Origin of the sequence: Shewanella zhangzhouensis, assembly GCF_019457615.1 — a bacterium.
In the GTDB taxonomy this organism is placed as follows: domain Bacteria; phylum Pseudomonadota; class Gammaproteobacteria; order Enterobacterales; family Shewanellaceae; genus Shewanella; species Shewanella zhangzhouensis.
Map to the genome: position 1 here is coordinate 3,199,380 of NZ_CP080414.1, position 15,046 is coordinate 3,214,425.

General features: G+C 54.4%; 11 protein-coding genes. 3 read left to right on the forward strand and 8 right to left on the reverse strand.

The window, feature by feature from the left end; translation table 11 throughout:
* Window positions 1–58: 58 nt before the first annotated feature.
* Together dnaJ and dnaK are read right to left on the reverse strand one after the other, a co-directional pair.
* Window positions 59–1,189, reverse strand: a complete 1,131-nt coding sequence (gene dnaJ, locus K0H63_RS13935) for a molecular chaperone DnaJ (protein WP_011760619.1) — start codon at window positions 1,187–1,189, stop codon at window positions 59–61.
* An 88-nt stretch (window positions 1,190–1,277) separates the two neighbouring features.
* Entirely contained in the window at window positions 1,278–3,191 is a 1,914-nt protein-coding gene (gene dnaK / locus K0H63_RS13940) for a molecular chaperone DnaK (RefSeq protein WP_220065203.1), read from the reverse strand.
* 267 nt (window positions 3,192–3,458) lie between these two features.
* On the opposite strand from dnaK, the gene K0H63_RS13945 reads away from it, so the two are divergent.
* Entirely contained in the window at window positions 3,459–4,370 is a 912-nt protein-coding gene (locus tag K0H63_RS13945) for a DMT family transporter (protein WP_220065204.1), read from the forward strand.
* 48 nt (window positions 4,371–4,418) lie between these two features.
* Here the strand turns inward: K0H63_RS13945 and K0H63_RS13950 are convergent, their stop codons facing one another.
* Complete coding sequence (locus K0H63_RS13950) at window positions 4,419–5,042, reverse strand: hypothetical protein (protein ID WP_220065205.1); 624 nt, start codon at window positions 5,040–5,042, stop codon at window positions 4,419–4,421.
* A 241-nt stretch (window positions 5,043–5,283) separates the two neighbouring features.
* On the opposite strand from K0H63_RS13950, the gene K0H63_RS13955 reads away from it, so the two are divergent.
* Window positions 5,284–5,706, forward strand: coding sequence for a hypothetical protein (locus tag K0H63_RS13955; RefSeq protein ID WP_220065206.1), 423 nt, complete (start codon window positions 5,284–5,286; stop codon window positions 5,704–5,706).
* 116 nt (window positions 5,707–5,822) lie between these two features.
* Here the strand turns inward: K0H63_RS13955 and K0H63_RS13960 are convergent, their stop codons facing one another.
* The 4 genes from K0H63_RS13960 to K0H63_RS13975 all read right to left on the reverse strand — a co-directional run bounded on the left by K0H63_RS13960 (window position 5,823) and on the right by K0H63_RS13975 (window position 12,064).
* Entirely contained in the window at window positions 5,823–7,085 is a 1,263-nt protein-coding gene (locus K0H63_RS13960) for a glutamate-5-semialdehyde dehydrogenase (RefSeq protein ID WP_220065207.1), read from the reverse strand.
* Window positions 7,085–8,224 (reverse strand): glutamate 5-kinase, encoded by a 1,140-nt coding sequence (gene proB, locus K0H63_RS13965; protein ID WP_220065208.1) that lies wholly within the window; start codon window positions 8,222–8,224, stop codon window positions 7,085–7,087. Before proB ends, K0H63_RS13960 begins: the two co-directional genes overlap by 1 nt.
* 165 nt (window positions 8,225–8,389) lie before the next feature.
* Window positions 8,390–9,679: an NCS2 family permease gene (locus tag K0H63_RS13970; protein ID WP_011760626.1), complete on the reverse strand. Its 1,290-nt coding sequence runs from the start codon at window positions 9,677–9,679 to the stop codon at window positions 8,390–8,392.
* 855 nt (window positions 9,680–10,534) lie between these two features.
* A complete protein-coding gene (locus K0H63_RS13975) occupies window positions 10,535–12,064 on the reverse strand; it encodes a M17 family metallopeptidase (RefSeq protein ID WP_220065209.1) in 1,530 nt (509 codons plus the stop codon).
* Between the two features lie 212 nt (window positions 12,065–12,276).
* Here K0H63_RS13975 and K0H63_RS13980 point away from each other — a divergent pair, with 212 nt between their 5' ends.
* Window positions 12,277–13,737, forward strand: coding sequence for an aminoacyl-histidine dipeptidase (locus K0H63_RS13980; RefSeq protein ID WP_220065210.1), 1,461 nt, complete (start codon window positions 12,277–12,279; stop codon window positions 13,735–13,737).
* Between the two features lie 69 nt (window positions 13,738–13,806).
* Here the strand turns inward: K0H63_RS13980 and K0H63_RS13985 are convergent, their stop codons facing one another.
* Window positions 13,807–14,715 (reverse strand): LysR family transcriptional regulator, encoded by a 909-nt coding sequence (locus K0H63_RS13985; RefSeq protein WP_220065211.1) that lies wholly within the window; start codon window positions 14,713–14,715, stop codon window positions 13,807–13,809.
* Between the last annotated feature and the right edge of the window lie 331 nt (window positions 14,716–15,046).

Consider the following 15,046-nt stretch of genomic DNA (forward strand, 5'->3'; position numbering starts at 1 on the left):
ATGCACACAGGTAATAAAAAGCCCGGCATTTGCCGGGCTTTTCAGTGTCAGGATGGGATCAGTTATTCAGATCCTGAAAGAACTTTTTCACGCCATCGAAAAAGCCTTCAGCCTTTGGGCTGTGTTTTTTCGACTCGCCAGTGAGGCTGGCTTCAAACTCGCGCAGCAGTTCCTTTTGACGCTCGGACAGATTAACCGGCGTTTCCATCACCACCTTACACAGGAGGTCACCAACGGCGTGACTGCGAACCGATTTCACACCCTTGCCACGCAGACGGAACATGCGACCAGTCTGGGTTTCGGCCGGGATCTTCAGGCTGACTTTGCCATCCAGAGTCGGCACTTCGATTTCTCCGCCCAGGGCTGCCTTGGCGAAGGAAATAGGCACTTCACAGTAAAGGTTGTTACCGTCGCGCACAAAAATCGGGTGCTCACGCACGGTAACCTGAACGTACAGATCCCCTGGTGGTGCACCGAATTCGCCCGCTTCACCTTCACCGGCCAGGCGGATGCGGTCACCGGTATCGACACCGGCCGGAATTTTCACCGACAGTGTCTTGGTCTTCTCGACACGGCCATTGCCATGACACTTGCTGCAAGGATCTTTAATAATCTTGCCGCGGCCATGACAGGTTGGACAGGTCTGCTGCACGGCAAAGAAGCCCTGACGCATCTGTACCTGGCCCATACCGTGACAGGTACCACAGGTAGTGGCAGACGAGCCTTTTTTGGCACCTGAGCCATCACAGCTGTCGCAGCCAACCAGGGTTGGCACTTTCAGCTCTTTGGTCAGGCCGCGTACGGCCTCTTCCAGAGACAGCTCCAGGTTATAACGCAGGTCGGAGCCACGGGCTGCCTGACGCTGGCCACCACGGCGGCCGCCGCCGAAGATATCGCCGAACACATCGCCGAAGATGTCGCCGAAATCACCGCCACCACCGAAACCACCGCCACCGCGGTTGGGATCAACACCGGCATGGCCAAACTGATCGTAAGCGGCCTTTTTGTCGGTATCGGTGAGGATTTCGTAGGCTTCCTTCACCTCTTTAAAGCTTGCTTCGGCCTCTTTGTCACCGGGGTTACGGTCGGGGTGATACTTCATCGCCAGGCGCTTGTAGGCCTTCTTGATTTCCCGTTCGCTGGCATCACGGCCAACGCCGAGCACCTCGTAATAATCTCGCTTTGACATAGGTTCACGCTATCTGGGATTCGTTAGGACAAACGGGCGTTAGGGTTTCCCCTTAACGCCCGCCACTTAAGTTAATAGGCCGGGCCTATTACTTCTTGTCGTCTTTCACTTCTTCAAACTCGGCGTCAACCACATCGTCTGCGGTCTTCTCGGCAGAGCTACCCTGAGCGCTGCCCTGGGCGCCCTGCGCCTTGGCCTGAGCAATTTCTACCAACTTGGCAGAAGCTTCAATCAGTGACTGAGTGGCAGTGTCGATGGCTTCTTTATCGTTGCCCTTCACTGCTTTTTCAACTTCGGCAATGGCCGCCTCAATCTTGGCCTTGTCGTCGCTGCCCAGGGCTTCACCGGCTTCTTCTACCTGCTTCTTGGTAGCGTGTACCAGACCGTCGGCCTGGTTACGGGCCTGAGCCAGCTCTTCGAATTTCTTGTCTTCGTCGGCGTGGGCTTCGGCGTCACGTACCATTTGGGCGACTTCGTCATCAGACAGACCAGAAGACGCCTTGATGGTGATCTTCTGCTCTTTGCCGGTCTTCTTGTCTTTGGCAGACACATGCAGAATACCGTCGGCATCGATGTCGAAGGTCACTTCAATCTGTGGCATGCCGCGTGGAGCAGGCTCGATACCTTCCAGGTTGAACTGACCCAGTGATTTGTTGGCGCTGGCCTGCTTACGCTCACCCTGCAGCACGTGAATGGTCACGGCGCTCTGGTTGTCGTCGGCAGTAGAGAACACCTGGCTTGCCTTGGTAGGAATGGTGGTGTTCTTTTCAATCAGCTTGGTCATTACCTGACCCATGGTCTCGATACCCAGAGACAGTGGGGTTACGTCCAGCAGCAGTACGTCTTTCACGTCACCGGCCAGAACACCCGCCTGCACGGCAGCACCGACAGCCACGGCTTCGTCAGGGTTTACGTCCTTACGAGGCTCTTTGCCGAAGAAGTTGGTTACCGCTTCCTGCACTTTAGGCATACGGGTTTGACCGCCCACCAGAATCACTTCGTTGATGTCAGACACTGACAGGTCCGCATCGGCCAGAGCCACTTTCAACGGCTCCAGAGAGCGCTGAATGAGGTCTTCAACCAAAGATTCCAACTTGGCACGGGTCACTTTCACCACCAGGTGTTTTGGACCTGTAGCATCGGCCGTGATGTACGGCAGGTTCACTTCGGTCTGGTTGGTGCTGGACAGCTCAATCTTGGCTTTTTCAGCGGCTTCTTTCAAACGCTGCATGGCCAGAGGGTCGTTACGCAGATCCAGGCCCTGCTCTTTCTTGAACTCGTCAGCCAGATAGTTGATCAGACGGTTGTCGAAGTCTTCACCACCCAGGTGGGTATCACCGTTGGTAGCCAGTACTTCGAAGGTCTGATCGCCATCGTTGTTGTCGATTTCAATGATGGAGATATCGAAAGTACCACCACCGAGGTCATACACGGCCACAATGTTGTCGCCCTGCTTCTTGTCGATACCATAGGCCAGCGCCGCAGCAGTAGGCTCGTTGATGATACGTTTTACTTCCAGACCCGCGATACGGCCGGCATCTTTGGTAGCCTGACGCTGCGCATCGTTGAAGTAAGCAGGTACTGTGATTACCGCTTCAGTCACTTCTTCACCGAGGAAGTCTTCAGCCGTTTTCTTCATCTTTTTCAGCACTTCGGCAGACACCTGAGGAGGTGCCATCTTCTTGCCGCGGCTTTCTACCCAGGCATCACCGTTGTCAGCCTGAATGATTTTGAATGGCATGATGTTCACATCACGCTGTACTTCGTCATCTTTGAAACGGCGACCAATCAAACGCTTGATAGCGAAGAAGGTGTTGGTCGGGTTGGTCACGGCCTGGCGTTTTGCAGGCTGGCCCACCAGCGTTTCGTCTTCAGTAAAGGCAATGATGGAGGGCGTAGTGCGATCGCCTTCAGCGTTTTCAATCACTCGCGCCTTGCCGCCATCGAGCACAGCTACACAAGAGTTGGTTGTGCCGAGGTCGATACCGATAATCTTACCCATGGAGTCCTCCAAAAAATTCTGTCACGCAATAATTCGTTACCTGATGTCGATATGGGGATGGGATTTTGGGTTTTCAAGTCCCCAGTTCATCACTCGCCATATCATCCTTAACGCCTATATTGGGTCAGTCATTTCGATTACAAGGGCTGGATAAAAATTTTTGATCCTTTTTACAGAATCAAGGCCACAAACACGTATAATGCATGCAATCGAAGCGTTGACCCATTCGGGTTGACCGGTTTGTCTCGAGTCACAGGAATCTGTTCGTTGAAAACCTCAAATCTGGCCTACCTCTATGGAATGGCCGCGGTGCTTTTGTGGTCTACCGTTGCGACCGCCTTTAAACTGGCGCTGGCAGAGTATTCGCCGCTGCAACTGCTGTTTATCGCCGTAATTACCTCTATTCTGGCCCTGGGGGTCATTCTAGGGTTTCAGGGCAAGCTCAGACATATCACACGCCAGTGGCAGGAACGCCCGCTGTTTTATCTGCAAACGGGGCTGCTTAATCCCTTCCTCTATTATCTGGTACTCTTCAAGGCGTACGACCTCTTACCGGCGCAGCAAGCGTTATCACTTAACTACACCTGGGCGATTCTGTTGCCGCTGCTGGCCGTGCCTCTCCTTGGTCAACAGCTGCGTAAAACCGATCTGCTGGCGGCCCTGATAGCCTATGGCGGCGTATTTGTGATTGCCACCGGCGGCAGTTTGGCCGGGTTTTCCCTGTCTGCGCCAACCGGTATTGTGTTGGCACTGACCAGCACCCTGCTGTGGTGTCTTTACTGGATAGTGAACACCAAAGATAAGGGCGACCCAGTGGTGAGCCTGCTGCTCAGCTTTTTGGTTGGCTTACCCTTTGTGACAGTGGCGATGTTAATGACTCAGGGCCTGCCGACCTTTTCGGGTCAAGGTCTTGCCGCCGCCGTGTATGTGGGTCTGTTTGAGATGGGGGTGACCTTTGTGCTCTGGCTGATGGCCCTCAAAAGCAGCGAGCGCACCGCCAGCATCAGCACCCTGGTATTTCTCTCCCCCGTGCTGTCGATTGGCTTTATCGCGCTGGTGCTCGGTGAAGAAATCAGGCTTTCCACCTTTATTGGCCTTGGTCTTATCCTCAGTGCATTGGCCCTGCAACAATGGCTGCCGCGTTGGTTTGGTAATCAGACCGAAACCGTGAATTCATAAAAAAGGCCCTGAACAGGGCCTTTTTTCTGCCTAAGCCTTGAAAGCATATCAAAGCTGCTCGATACCGACTTCACCAACGCCCACGTCAACCTTCAGTTTGCCGCTTCCGCCACTATGAGATTGAAAACTCTGGCTCACCAGCGTCTGGCTGACCTGTTGCTGCTGACCATTGCGAATAAAGTTAACCTCACCGACCCCGGAGTGCAGTGAAATGCTGCCATAGTCATGGCTGTGGTTTACCTGCACCTCGCCCACACCCAAATCAATTTCCACGCTATTGTCCAAGCCGGAAGTGGCGATACGCCCAACCCCCATGTCCACAGAGACGGCGGCGTTGGCGGGCAACTTGATACGCCATTGCTCTTTCAGATCATCGTTATCGTTGAGTGACAACACCATACGTTTGCCCTCGGTGATCCTGGGACTGATTTCAACATCACTTAAATCCGTATTGCCGCCAAAGAGCCAACCGGCATTGGATGGGGTCAGCACCACTTCCACGGCCACTTCATCACCATCAACGGCTTCTATCTCTACCTCACCCACTCCCACGTCCAGATAAAGCGTCTCTCCCTGATAGGCGAAGGTTTGTGAAAGGGTTCTTTCCTCGGCAAGGGCAGGCACAGCCATCAGTAGGGTCGCGAGGGTCACAGCAGTCAGGACAGGTTTCATGTGCATTCTCCATTCAGTACACAAGTGCAGATTGATGTATGCACTCAGCAAAGAGGATGCCAACTATTTATAGCCATATTTTTCATAGCCTTAGAATGAAACATCTCTCAGTCATCAATCAAGCACACAACCAATTGGTGAATTTCACCACTCAGGCATCAAATTCAACATCACAAGGTTGAAAACCTTGATTAACAGGTTTATAACTTTAAACCTCAAGTGCAAAGGAGCGCGCAAGAGCATGAGCCTGGTTATCAACGGCACCCCAATACTCAATTTCTCACCCAAAGCTGAAAAACGCCTTCGTTTCAGTGCATTGGCTGTATGTATTTCGATGATTGTTGTCGACCATTACTACGGCAACATTTTTACCACCACAGCGTTATTGCTGTACGCCATGTTTGTGTTTCCGGCGATTTATTTAAATCGCAATGTACAACTCAAATACTTTTCCCACGCCCAGGACCCCATCATCGCTTTTCGCATTATGAGCCTACTGATTTGTGCCGCTCTGGTTGTGGTGTGGACCGTGGCTATTATCGACCATGTGTTGAATCCCCCCGTTTTTCCCAAGGAAGAGCGGCTAAAAGAGTTAATGGGGGAACATTATGAGTCTTCGCAGGCCATGACTCAGGCGCGGCTGTTTATGGATGATTCAGCGTAATCGTCAGTGGGTTAATCTCTGGTCGAAACAGCACATTTCTACCAGCCTGACCAAACCCAATAAAAAAGCCGCATAACGCGGCTTTTTTAAGTCTTGCTTCAACTGGGTTCGGCTGCTCATCGGCAGCTGTAATCCCCAACACCCAACCATTTATAGGTGGTCAGGGCCTCGAGTCCCATTGGGCCTCTGGCATGGAGTTTTTGCGTGCTGACCGCCACCTCTGCGCCAAGGCCGAACTGGCCACCATCGGTAAAGCGGGTTGAAGCATTGAGGTACACGGCCGCCGAGTTAACTTCATTCAAAAAGTGGGTCGCCGCTGCAAGATTGTCGGTAAGAATCGCCTCAGTGTGCCCGGATGAGTAGTGGCGAATATGGGCGATGGCCTCATCGATATCCGAAACTACCTTCACCCCCAGGGTGAGTGACAACCACTCGGTTGCAAAACTCTCATCGCTGGCCGCCTCTGCCTTGATTCCCGCAGCGGTGAGCAGGCTCTGGCTTTGCTCGCAGGCCACCAGCTTCACGTCTTTTTCCTGCAGCGCTCTGGCGAGTTCAGGCAACCAGTCGAGTCTATCCCTGTGAATAAGCAGGGTGTCCAGCGCATTGCATACTGTGGGGCGCTGTACCTTGGCATTGATAATCACATCAGCAGCGCGATTGATATCGGCGTCCTTATCAAGATACAGATGACAGATGCCAATGCCCCCCAGGATCACTGGAATGGTGGCCTGCTCAGCACAAAGCCGCTGCAAACCCTGGCCACCTCTTGGCACTATCATGTCGACGAATTTATCCAGCTTCAAAAGGCCAGTGACCAAGGCTCTATCTGGATTATCAATAAGCTGCACGCAATCTTCGGGCAGGCCTTCACCGGCCAGGGCGCGGCGAATAGCAGCGGCAAGTGCGATATTCGACTCACGGGTTTCTTTTCCACCGCGAAGGATGACCGCGTTACCGGTTTTCAGTGCCAGCACGGCAATTTCCACTGTGACATTGGGGCGGGCCTCGTAAATCACGCCAATCACACCAAGGGGAACACGGCGACGGCACAGGCGCATGCCGTTATCCAGCAGCCGACTGTCAAACTCTTCACCTATTGGGTCGGCAAGGGAGATCACATTATCGATATCGGCAATGATGCCACTCAGCCTGTCTTCATTAAGGAGCAGCCTGTCTATCATGGCATCCCCCAAACCCGACGCACGCGCTGCCGATACATCTTTGGCATTGGCGGCTAATATCTCATCAAATGCCGAAGTAAGCTCGGCGGCAACCCGACCCAGCAAGCGGTTTTTGGCCATCACGCCAAGGTTTGCCAACGAAAAACCTGAGCTTTTGGCGGCCTGACCCAGTTGCTGCAAATATGCCTGAGTGTCCATCACTTGGCCTCCCCAATCATTTCCAATACCACCATATCATTGCGGTGCACCACAGCATCGCCATAGTCGTAGCCAAGCAGAGGTTCAATCTCGTCGGAGTGCTTACCGGCTATCTGATGCAGTGCCTGAGACTGATAACGGGCAATCCCCCTGGCCACCACCCGGCCATCGGGACTCACCAGCTCCAGTGTGTCTCCACGCTCGAACTGGCCTTCAACCCCTGTGATACCTTTGGATAGCAGGCTGCGCCCCCGGCAGGTCACCGCGGCAACGGCACCAAGGTCCAGCAGCAGGCGGCCTTTCGCCTTGGGACCGGCCAGGATCCACTGTTTGCGACTTTCCAGTGGACTCTCAATGGCCAGAAAACGGGTACCCACGGCCTCGCGGCGGGCCGCCTTTTGAATTACCTCCGGGTGATGACCCGAGGCAATGATCACTTCCACGCCGGCACGGCGGGCAATATCAGCGGCCTGCAACTTGGTGGCCATACCGCCGGTGCCAAGGCCTGACACAGAGCCACCGGCCAGTAGACGCAGGCTGTCGTCGATGTGCTCAACCTCGGGGATCAAGCTTGCATTGGGCTCTTTGCGGGGATCGGCATCGAACAAACCTTTTTGGTCGGTGAGCAGCATCAAGAGGTCGGCATCGCACAGGAGCGCCGCCCGGGCAGACAAATTATCGTTATCCCCCACCTTGATTTCGGTGGTCGCCACCGCATCGTTTTCATTGATAATGGGGACAATCCCCTGCGCCAGCAGCGCATTGAGAGTATCGCGGGCATTGAGATAACGCTCACGGTCGTGCAGATCGGCCCGGGTTAGCAGCAACTGGCCCACATGCAGGCCGTAAATACTGAAGAGTTGTGACCAGGCGAGAATGAGCTGACTTTGCCCGACAGCGGCCAGGAGTTGCTTGTTGGCCATGGTGTCGGGCAATACCGGGTAACCCAGATGTTCACGTCCAGCGGCAATGGCACCCGAGGTCACCAACACCACTTCCACACCTGACTTCATCAGTCCTGCCATTTGCCTGGCAAGCTCCACCATATGCGCCTTATCCAACGACTTGCTGCCGGATGTCAGTACACTGGTCCCCAGTTTTACCACTACCCGTCGGTAGCCCTGCACACTCGAGTTCATCTTGATCCATGTAAAAAAGCCGAACTCACCTTATACCCAAAGCAACCGCCATTGCACAACGGCGCCGATGGATATTTGCCACAAAAAGCGCTCAAGTTAAAAAAATACACAAAAAAAGGGCCATACATTGTATGACCCTTAATCTGTTAACCAGCCCGGGGGCTATCAGGCAAAGGCAAACTTCGCCACAAACAGCAGTGCCAGCACCACAATACCCACGTTGAGGTCGCGGAAGCGACCACTGAGGGCCTTGATGGCGGCGTAAGAAATAAAGCCAAAGGCAATACCCGAGGCAATGGAGAAGGTCAGCGGCATCAAGAGACACACCACCACTACAGGCGCGGCTTCAGTGATGTCTTCCCACTCAACATGCACCAGGCCTGACATCATCAGAATGGCCACGTAGAACAGCGTACCTGCGGTAGCGTAAGCAGGCACCATGCCCGCCAGCGGCGAAATGAAGAGTGACGCCAGGAACAGGAGTCCTACCACTACGGCAGTCAGACCGGTACGGCCACCGGCACTCACACCGGCTGTACTCTCGATATAACTGGTTGTGGTTGAGGTACCCAGGCTGGCACCGGCAATGGTGGCCACACTGTCGGCAGTCAGGGCGCGGTTCAGGCGAGGCAAACGGCCCTTGTCATCGAGGAATCCACCGCGCTGGGCTACAGCAACCAGGGTGCCAGAGGTATCGAAGAGGTCCACGAACAGGAAGGCGAATACCACCGACAGCATGCTTACTTCGAGCACGGCCGAGAGATCCATCTTCATAAAAGTGGGGGCGATTGACGGTGGCGCCGATACCAAACCATGGTACTGCACATCACCAAACAGCAGTCCCAGGCCGGTAATGGCGAGAATGCTTAAGATAACCGCTGACTTCATGCCGCGGTTTACCATGGCAATAATCAGGAAGAAGCCCAGAACCGCCATCACTGCCGGGAAGGCCTTGATATCGCCCATTGTCACCAGGGTGGCAGGGCTCGCCACCACAATACCCGCGCTCTTAAGGCCAATCAGCGCCAGGAACAGACCGATACCGGCAGCAATGCCAAGACGCAGTGACATGGGGATGGAGTTAACAATCCACTCGCGAATGCGGACCAGCGACAAAATCAGGAAGCAGACACCGGACATAAACACGGCGCCCAGCGCCGTTTCCCAGCTGTAACCCATTTCACCGACCACTGTGTAGGTAAAGAAGGCGTTAAGCCCCATACCGGGTGCCAGCGCAATGGGATAGTTGGCCATCAGGCCCATGATCAAACAACCTACAGCAGCCGCAAGACAGGTCGCCACAAATACGGCGCCATGGTCCATACCAGCGTCGGCCAACATCATGGGATTGACGAAAATAATGTACGCCATGGTCAGGAAGGTTGTTAACCCCGCAACCACTTCCTGCTTTAAGGTCGTTTGGTTTTCTTTGAGTTTAAAGAGTTTTTCTAACATGGAACTGGGTTCCTTGATCTTGTTTTAGTATTGGGTACGAGAGGGTGAATGTAAAAATGCCTTAACATTCTCGATTCGGCGCAGATTATAGGGGCTTTCCCCTGGTCAGGCCAGAACAAATGCCCAAGGCGAGCGCTGGCGCAGAATGCAATCGATTGCGATGGTTAGAAAGGAAGCTTTCGATGGATAAAAAAAAGCCTGCTCAATGAGCAGGCAAAGACATGTTTCAAGCGTCCCGGATGGGAAAAGAATTACCGCGCTAGCGGAAACACCTTGGTATGTTGATGATGCGAATCAACATACTACTTGAGTCCAAAAAGTACCCAAAGGGGTAACACAAAGGTTGATGGATGATGGAAACTACTTCAAGAAGGGGTAGTTAAGCCCTTGAATCGCCATAGAGGGGACGATTAGCCCTTGAAAGTCATGGTGTACAGACCACCGCGCAGCAGAGTTGCGTTAAACCAGGTGTTCTGCCAAACGAAAGCGTTTTTACCAGTGTAAGACATAGTCATAAGCTCCAAATTAACAAGTCAGTTAGTACTCTAGCGAAGCTTGGCTCGGTTCCCTGGAGCTAGAGATTCTCATTTCCGTGGAGACAACTTGTCACTCGGTTCCCTGGAGAGGTATCCATCCTGGATTGACTAGAGGTGACAGGCATCTTGCCCCGTCAACGAGAGCAAGTATAGCTATCTGTAGTTTTATTACAAGCATTATTTGATAAATTTTTTATTTTGGCGAATTTCTGTAATTTTATTACACATTAAAACTGGGGTTATTTGTGACAGACATCGGATAAAAAAGCGGAACACCAATGGCATTCCGCAATTTTTCAACAAGTTATAAATTGTGTAATTATTTTGTAATGTAATGACACATTACTGCCAAAGGCGATGCGGTTGGCTTACCATACAAAGGGTCACCTTCGGTGGCGCTGCCCGCGATGTCCAGATGCACATAAGGCAGGGGTTTATCGCTGCCAAGTCCATGTGCCTCAAGGCCCGAGGCGCGGATAAGAAATGCCGCCGGGAACTGATGGCCGCGGGCGGTCACAGACGAAGGTGCATTGTTGGATGACAATATGTCTGACGCACCAGATACATCTTTAATCTTGTCAAAGTCTTCCCGGCGCAGTCTGGAGACTTCAAAGGGCTCACCAACGCTGTCACCGAGTGCGGCAATGGTCCCGGCCACATCGCCACTATGGGCCACCGAGTTGGCCACCGCCGCAGGATAACCGCCGTAGGCACGCACGACGTGGCCGGTAAGCGTTGCTACCGAAAATATTTCCGGGTTGACGGCGCCCACTGCCTTCTGCCGCAGGTGGCTTAAGATATCGGCCAGCACCAGGCGCCCCTCGGCATCTGTGTTGCCAATGCGCACCCGCACCCCGGCGTGACTTGGAATGATTTCATCGGTGACAAAGGCCTCTGAGCCAATGCTGTTACGCACCAGTCCAAGCTCAGCAATGACACGAATACCTTTGGGTTTCAGCAACGACAGGGTTTTCATGAGCCCTGCAACGGCAGCCGCGCCGCCCTTGTCACGGCTCATGCCTGCCATGGCCCCGCCAATTTTCAGATCGGCGCCGCCGGTGTCGTATACCACGCCTTTTCCGGCAAAGAGGAAAGTGCGCTCTATCTCGCCCTCGCCCACGTATTCGAGTTTCACGACTCTAGGCTGATGACGCCCCACCGCAAAAGAGGCGCGGCCTACGGCGCTCAAAAGCGGATAGTCGCGCTCCAGTTCATCACGGCCTTCAATCACCCGGGTGTGAATATCAGTGCCAGCAAAGGCCTTCACGCAGTAATCGGCAAACGCGGGCGCCGACATACGCTCAGGTTCGGTACCGCACAGGTCTCGGGCAAGATTGCGACCGGTTTCGAGGGCGCTGGCCAGTATGGCGAGCGACTCATCGGCGCCATAAAGGCCAATGGCTTCAATGCTGCAAGGGGCAGCGCCCTGCTCTCGGGCCTCGAGGCTGGTCCATAATTCCTGACCACAGCCAAGGGCGGCGGCCAGCATGGCTTCAACCTTATCGTCACGGCCAAACACCGCCAGCAGTGGCCGGGAGGCACCGGCATCTCTTGCCATGGCAATGGCGCTACGGGCAGCCTGGGTGACAGAACGCACGTCATCATAATCGCCATAGCTGCTGCCGATGGGGGCGTAAATCAAGCGGCCACCGGCGAGGCCCGGTGCCAGCAGTAAGGTGGTGGTCTTTCCCACCCGGTTGTCGATACTGGCGGCGTGACCTGCCAGCAGACGTACTTCATCGAGGGAAACTGCATCCAATGAGGGGCTCAGCACCAAGAGGGCATCAAAGCCCTCCCCGGCGAAGATGCCATTTTCATCCTGTTCAACAACAAATTGTGCCTGAAACATGACCCGTCCTATTCTTTTGATTGTGTATTGCAAGGCTCGGCTGATTATTCCTGCAATCAGCATCATTTGCCACCCGCTGCACGGCCTTTCGCTGGAAACTTTGGCTTCCACAAGAGGGATGTTTGCCCATCCACCCGGGGCCCACACTGTGGTAAACTCGGCGCAATCAAGGGCGCACCGCCCAGTCATGACAAAAAAGCCGGGAGTATTCCGTGACTGCTATTAATCAGCTCTACCCTCAGCCTCTATGGCAGTGGTTCGAACAAATCTGTGCCATTCCCCATCCTTCCAAACACGAAGCGGCCCTGAGCCAGCACATTCAGGCATGGGCCCGCGATAAAGGCCTGCCTGTGGTGGAAGATAAAGTCGGCAATCTGATTATCCGTAAAGCCGCCACTCCCGGCATGGAAAACCGCAAGATTGTGGTTATTCAGGCACACATCGACATGGTGCCGCAGAAGAACAACGACAAGGTACACGACTTTACCAAAGACCCCATTGAAGCCTATGTGGATGGCGAGTGGGTTAAGGCCCGTGGCACCACCCTGGGCTCAGACAACGGCATTGGTATGGCATCAGCCCTGGCCATTCTTGGCAGCGATGACATTCCCCACGGTCCACTGGAAGTGCTGCTGACCATCGACGAAGAAGCCGGTATGACCGGCGCCTTCGGTCTGGAAGCCGGTTATCTGGATGCCGAAATCCTGATTAATACCGACTCCGAGCAGGAAGGCGAAATTTACATGGGCTGCGCCGGTGGCGTAGACGCCGAAATCACCCTGCCCATGGTATGGGAAGCCCCGGCCGAAGGTTACAAGAGCTTCGCGCTGAACCTGTCTGGCCTCAAGGGTGGTCACTCCGGGGTGAACATTCACCTTGGCCGTGGCAATGCCAACAAGCTGCTGGCCCGTTTCCTGTTTGAAAACGTCGAAGCCCTGCAACTGGAGCTGGCCGATTTCAACGGCGGCTCGCTGCGTAATGCCATTCCCCGCGAAGCTGGCCTGACACTGATGGTACCTGCCGAGCACGAGCAAGGCTTGAAAGACGCCGTCAGCGCCTTCGAAGCCCTGGTGCGTGAAGAGCTGGCCATTGCCGATCCCGGCGCCGTTCTGACCCTGACTGAAGTGGCCGAGCCCAAGCGAGTGATGAGCGAGCACAGCCAGAACACCTTTATCGACCTGCTGAACGCCTGCCCCAACGGCGTGATGCGCATGAGCGATGAAGTAGCCGGTGTCACCGAAACTTCGCTTAACGTGGGCGTTATCACCACCAGCGAGCAGGATGTGAAAATCCTCTGCCTGATCCGCTCACTGATTGACTCTGGCCGCACCCAGGTTGAAGGCATGCTGATTGCGCTGTCTAACCTCGCTGGCGCTGAAATCGAGCTCTCTGGCGCTTACCCAGGCTGGAAGCCAGACAACAGCTCGCCTGTGATGGCCATCGTCCGTGAAACCTATCAGGACATCTACAACAAAGAGCCGGTGATTATGGTTATCCACGCCGGTCTCGAGTGCGGCCTGTTCAAGAAGCCCTACCCCGAGATGGACATGGTTTCCATTGGCCCCACCATCCGCTTCCCACACAGCCCGGATGAGATGGTGAACATCGAAACCGTGGGCCAATACTGGCAGTTGCTGCTGGCAGTGCTTGAGCGTATTCCTGAGAAGGCCTGAGCCTTAAATTAACCAAATAAAAAGGGCGACTCTTCAGTCGCCCTTTTTATTTGTTGCTGTAACCGGCATTTAAGCACTCACCAACGACTTCATCAGGCTGCGAAGCCAAATCAGCGCCGGATGCCCGCCAAGCGCCGGGTGCCAGACGCAGTTAAGGTGATACCCGGGCACATCCTCAGGCAGTTGAAGCCGCTTCAGCGGCCAGTGTTCGGCCAGTAAATCTGCGACCTTTTGGGGAAGCACCAATACATAATCGCTTCGACACACAATCGCCGCCGCCGACATGTAGCTTTGGCTGTTCACCGAAATACGCCGCGACAAGCCCTGGCTACCGAGCCAACTATCGAGCCTGGCTTCAGAGGTGCCAAGTGGCGAGTGAAACACATGGGCCATGGCGATAAGCTCGCTAAGCGCCATCTGCTCGCCAACCCCGGGTAAGTCTTTTCGCACCAAACCTGCCAGCGGCTCGGTGAGCCAGGTTTCTTTGCCAAGATAGGCCGGTACCTGCATATATTCATCAAAGCCCAGCACCAAATCTATTTCGCCGGACGCAAGCTCCGCCTCCGGTAGCCTGTCCCGCAGAATACGAATTTCGATGCTGACCCCGGGGGCAAGTTCATTCAGCCGCTGCATCAACGGCGGCATCAGCACGCACTCCACATAGTCGGTGGTGCAAAGCACAAAGCGGCGCCGTGAACTTTGGGGGTCGAAGGCTTCTTCTTCGCTGAGTTGCTGCTCCAAAAGCCTTAGCGCCTGACGCACGCCGCTGTGCAGATGCTGGGCCCGGAGCGTGGGCACCATCCCCTGCGGAGTGCGCACCAACAGCTGATCGCCAAAGGCGGTGCGCAGTCTGCCCAGGGCATGACTCATGGCCGGCTGACTGATAAACAGCGACTCGGCCGCGCGGGTCACACTGCCCTGGGTCATCAGGGCGTCAAAGGCAAGTAGCAGGTTAAGGTCGAGTTGATGCAGTTTCATGACCACTATTCACATTATTTATGGGCACATACATCTTATTCATTTGTTGTATGATGGTGCAACTTCTTACACTGTGAAAGCTTTGACTTTGACCCTGTGATGTAAGGCTTTTTCGATAAGGCTCAGTGATAAGATTTAACAGAGTTCGAAAAAGTCTCCAGGCTTGCCGGTGTAGCATTACCCACGCTGGGATTCTGGACGTTCGAAGCTAAGATTAATTCCACCGCGTTGCCACTTTGCTTGGTGGCGACGCAAGACATAACGGCATGCGCCATTTTCCCATTACCGTCCCTGCTTGGCTTGTTGCCGACACAGGGTCGCAAGGACACAG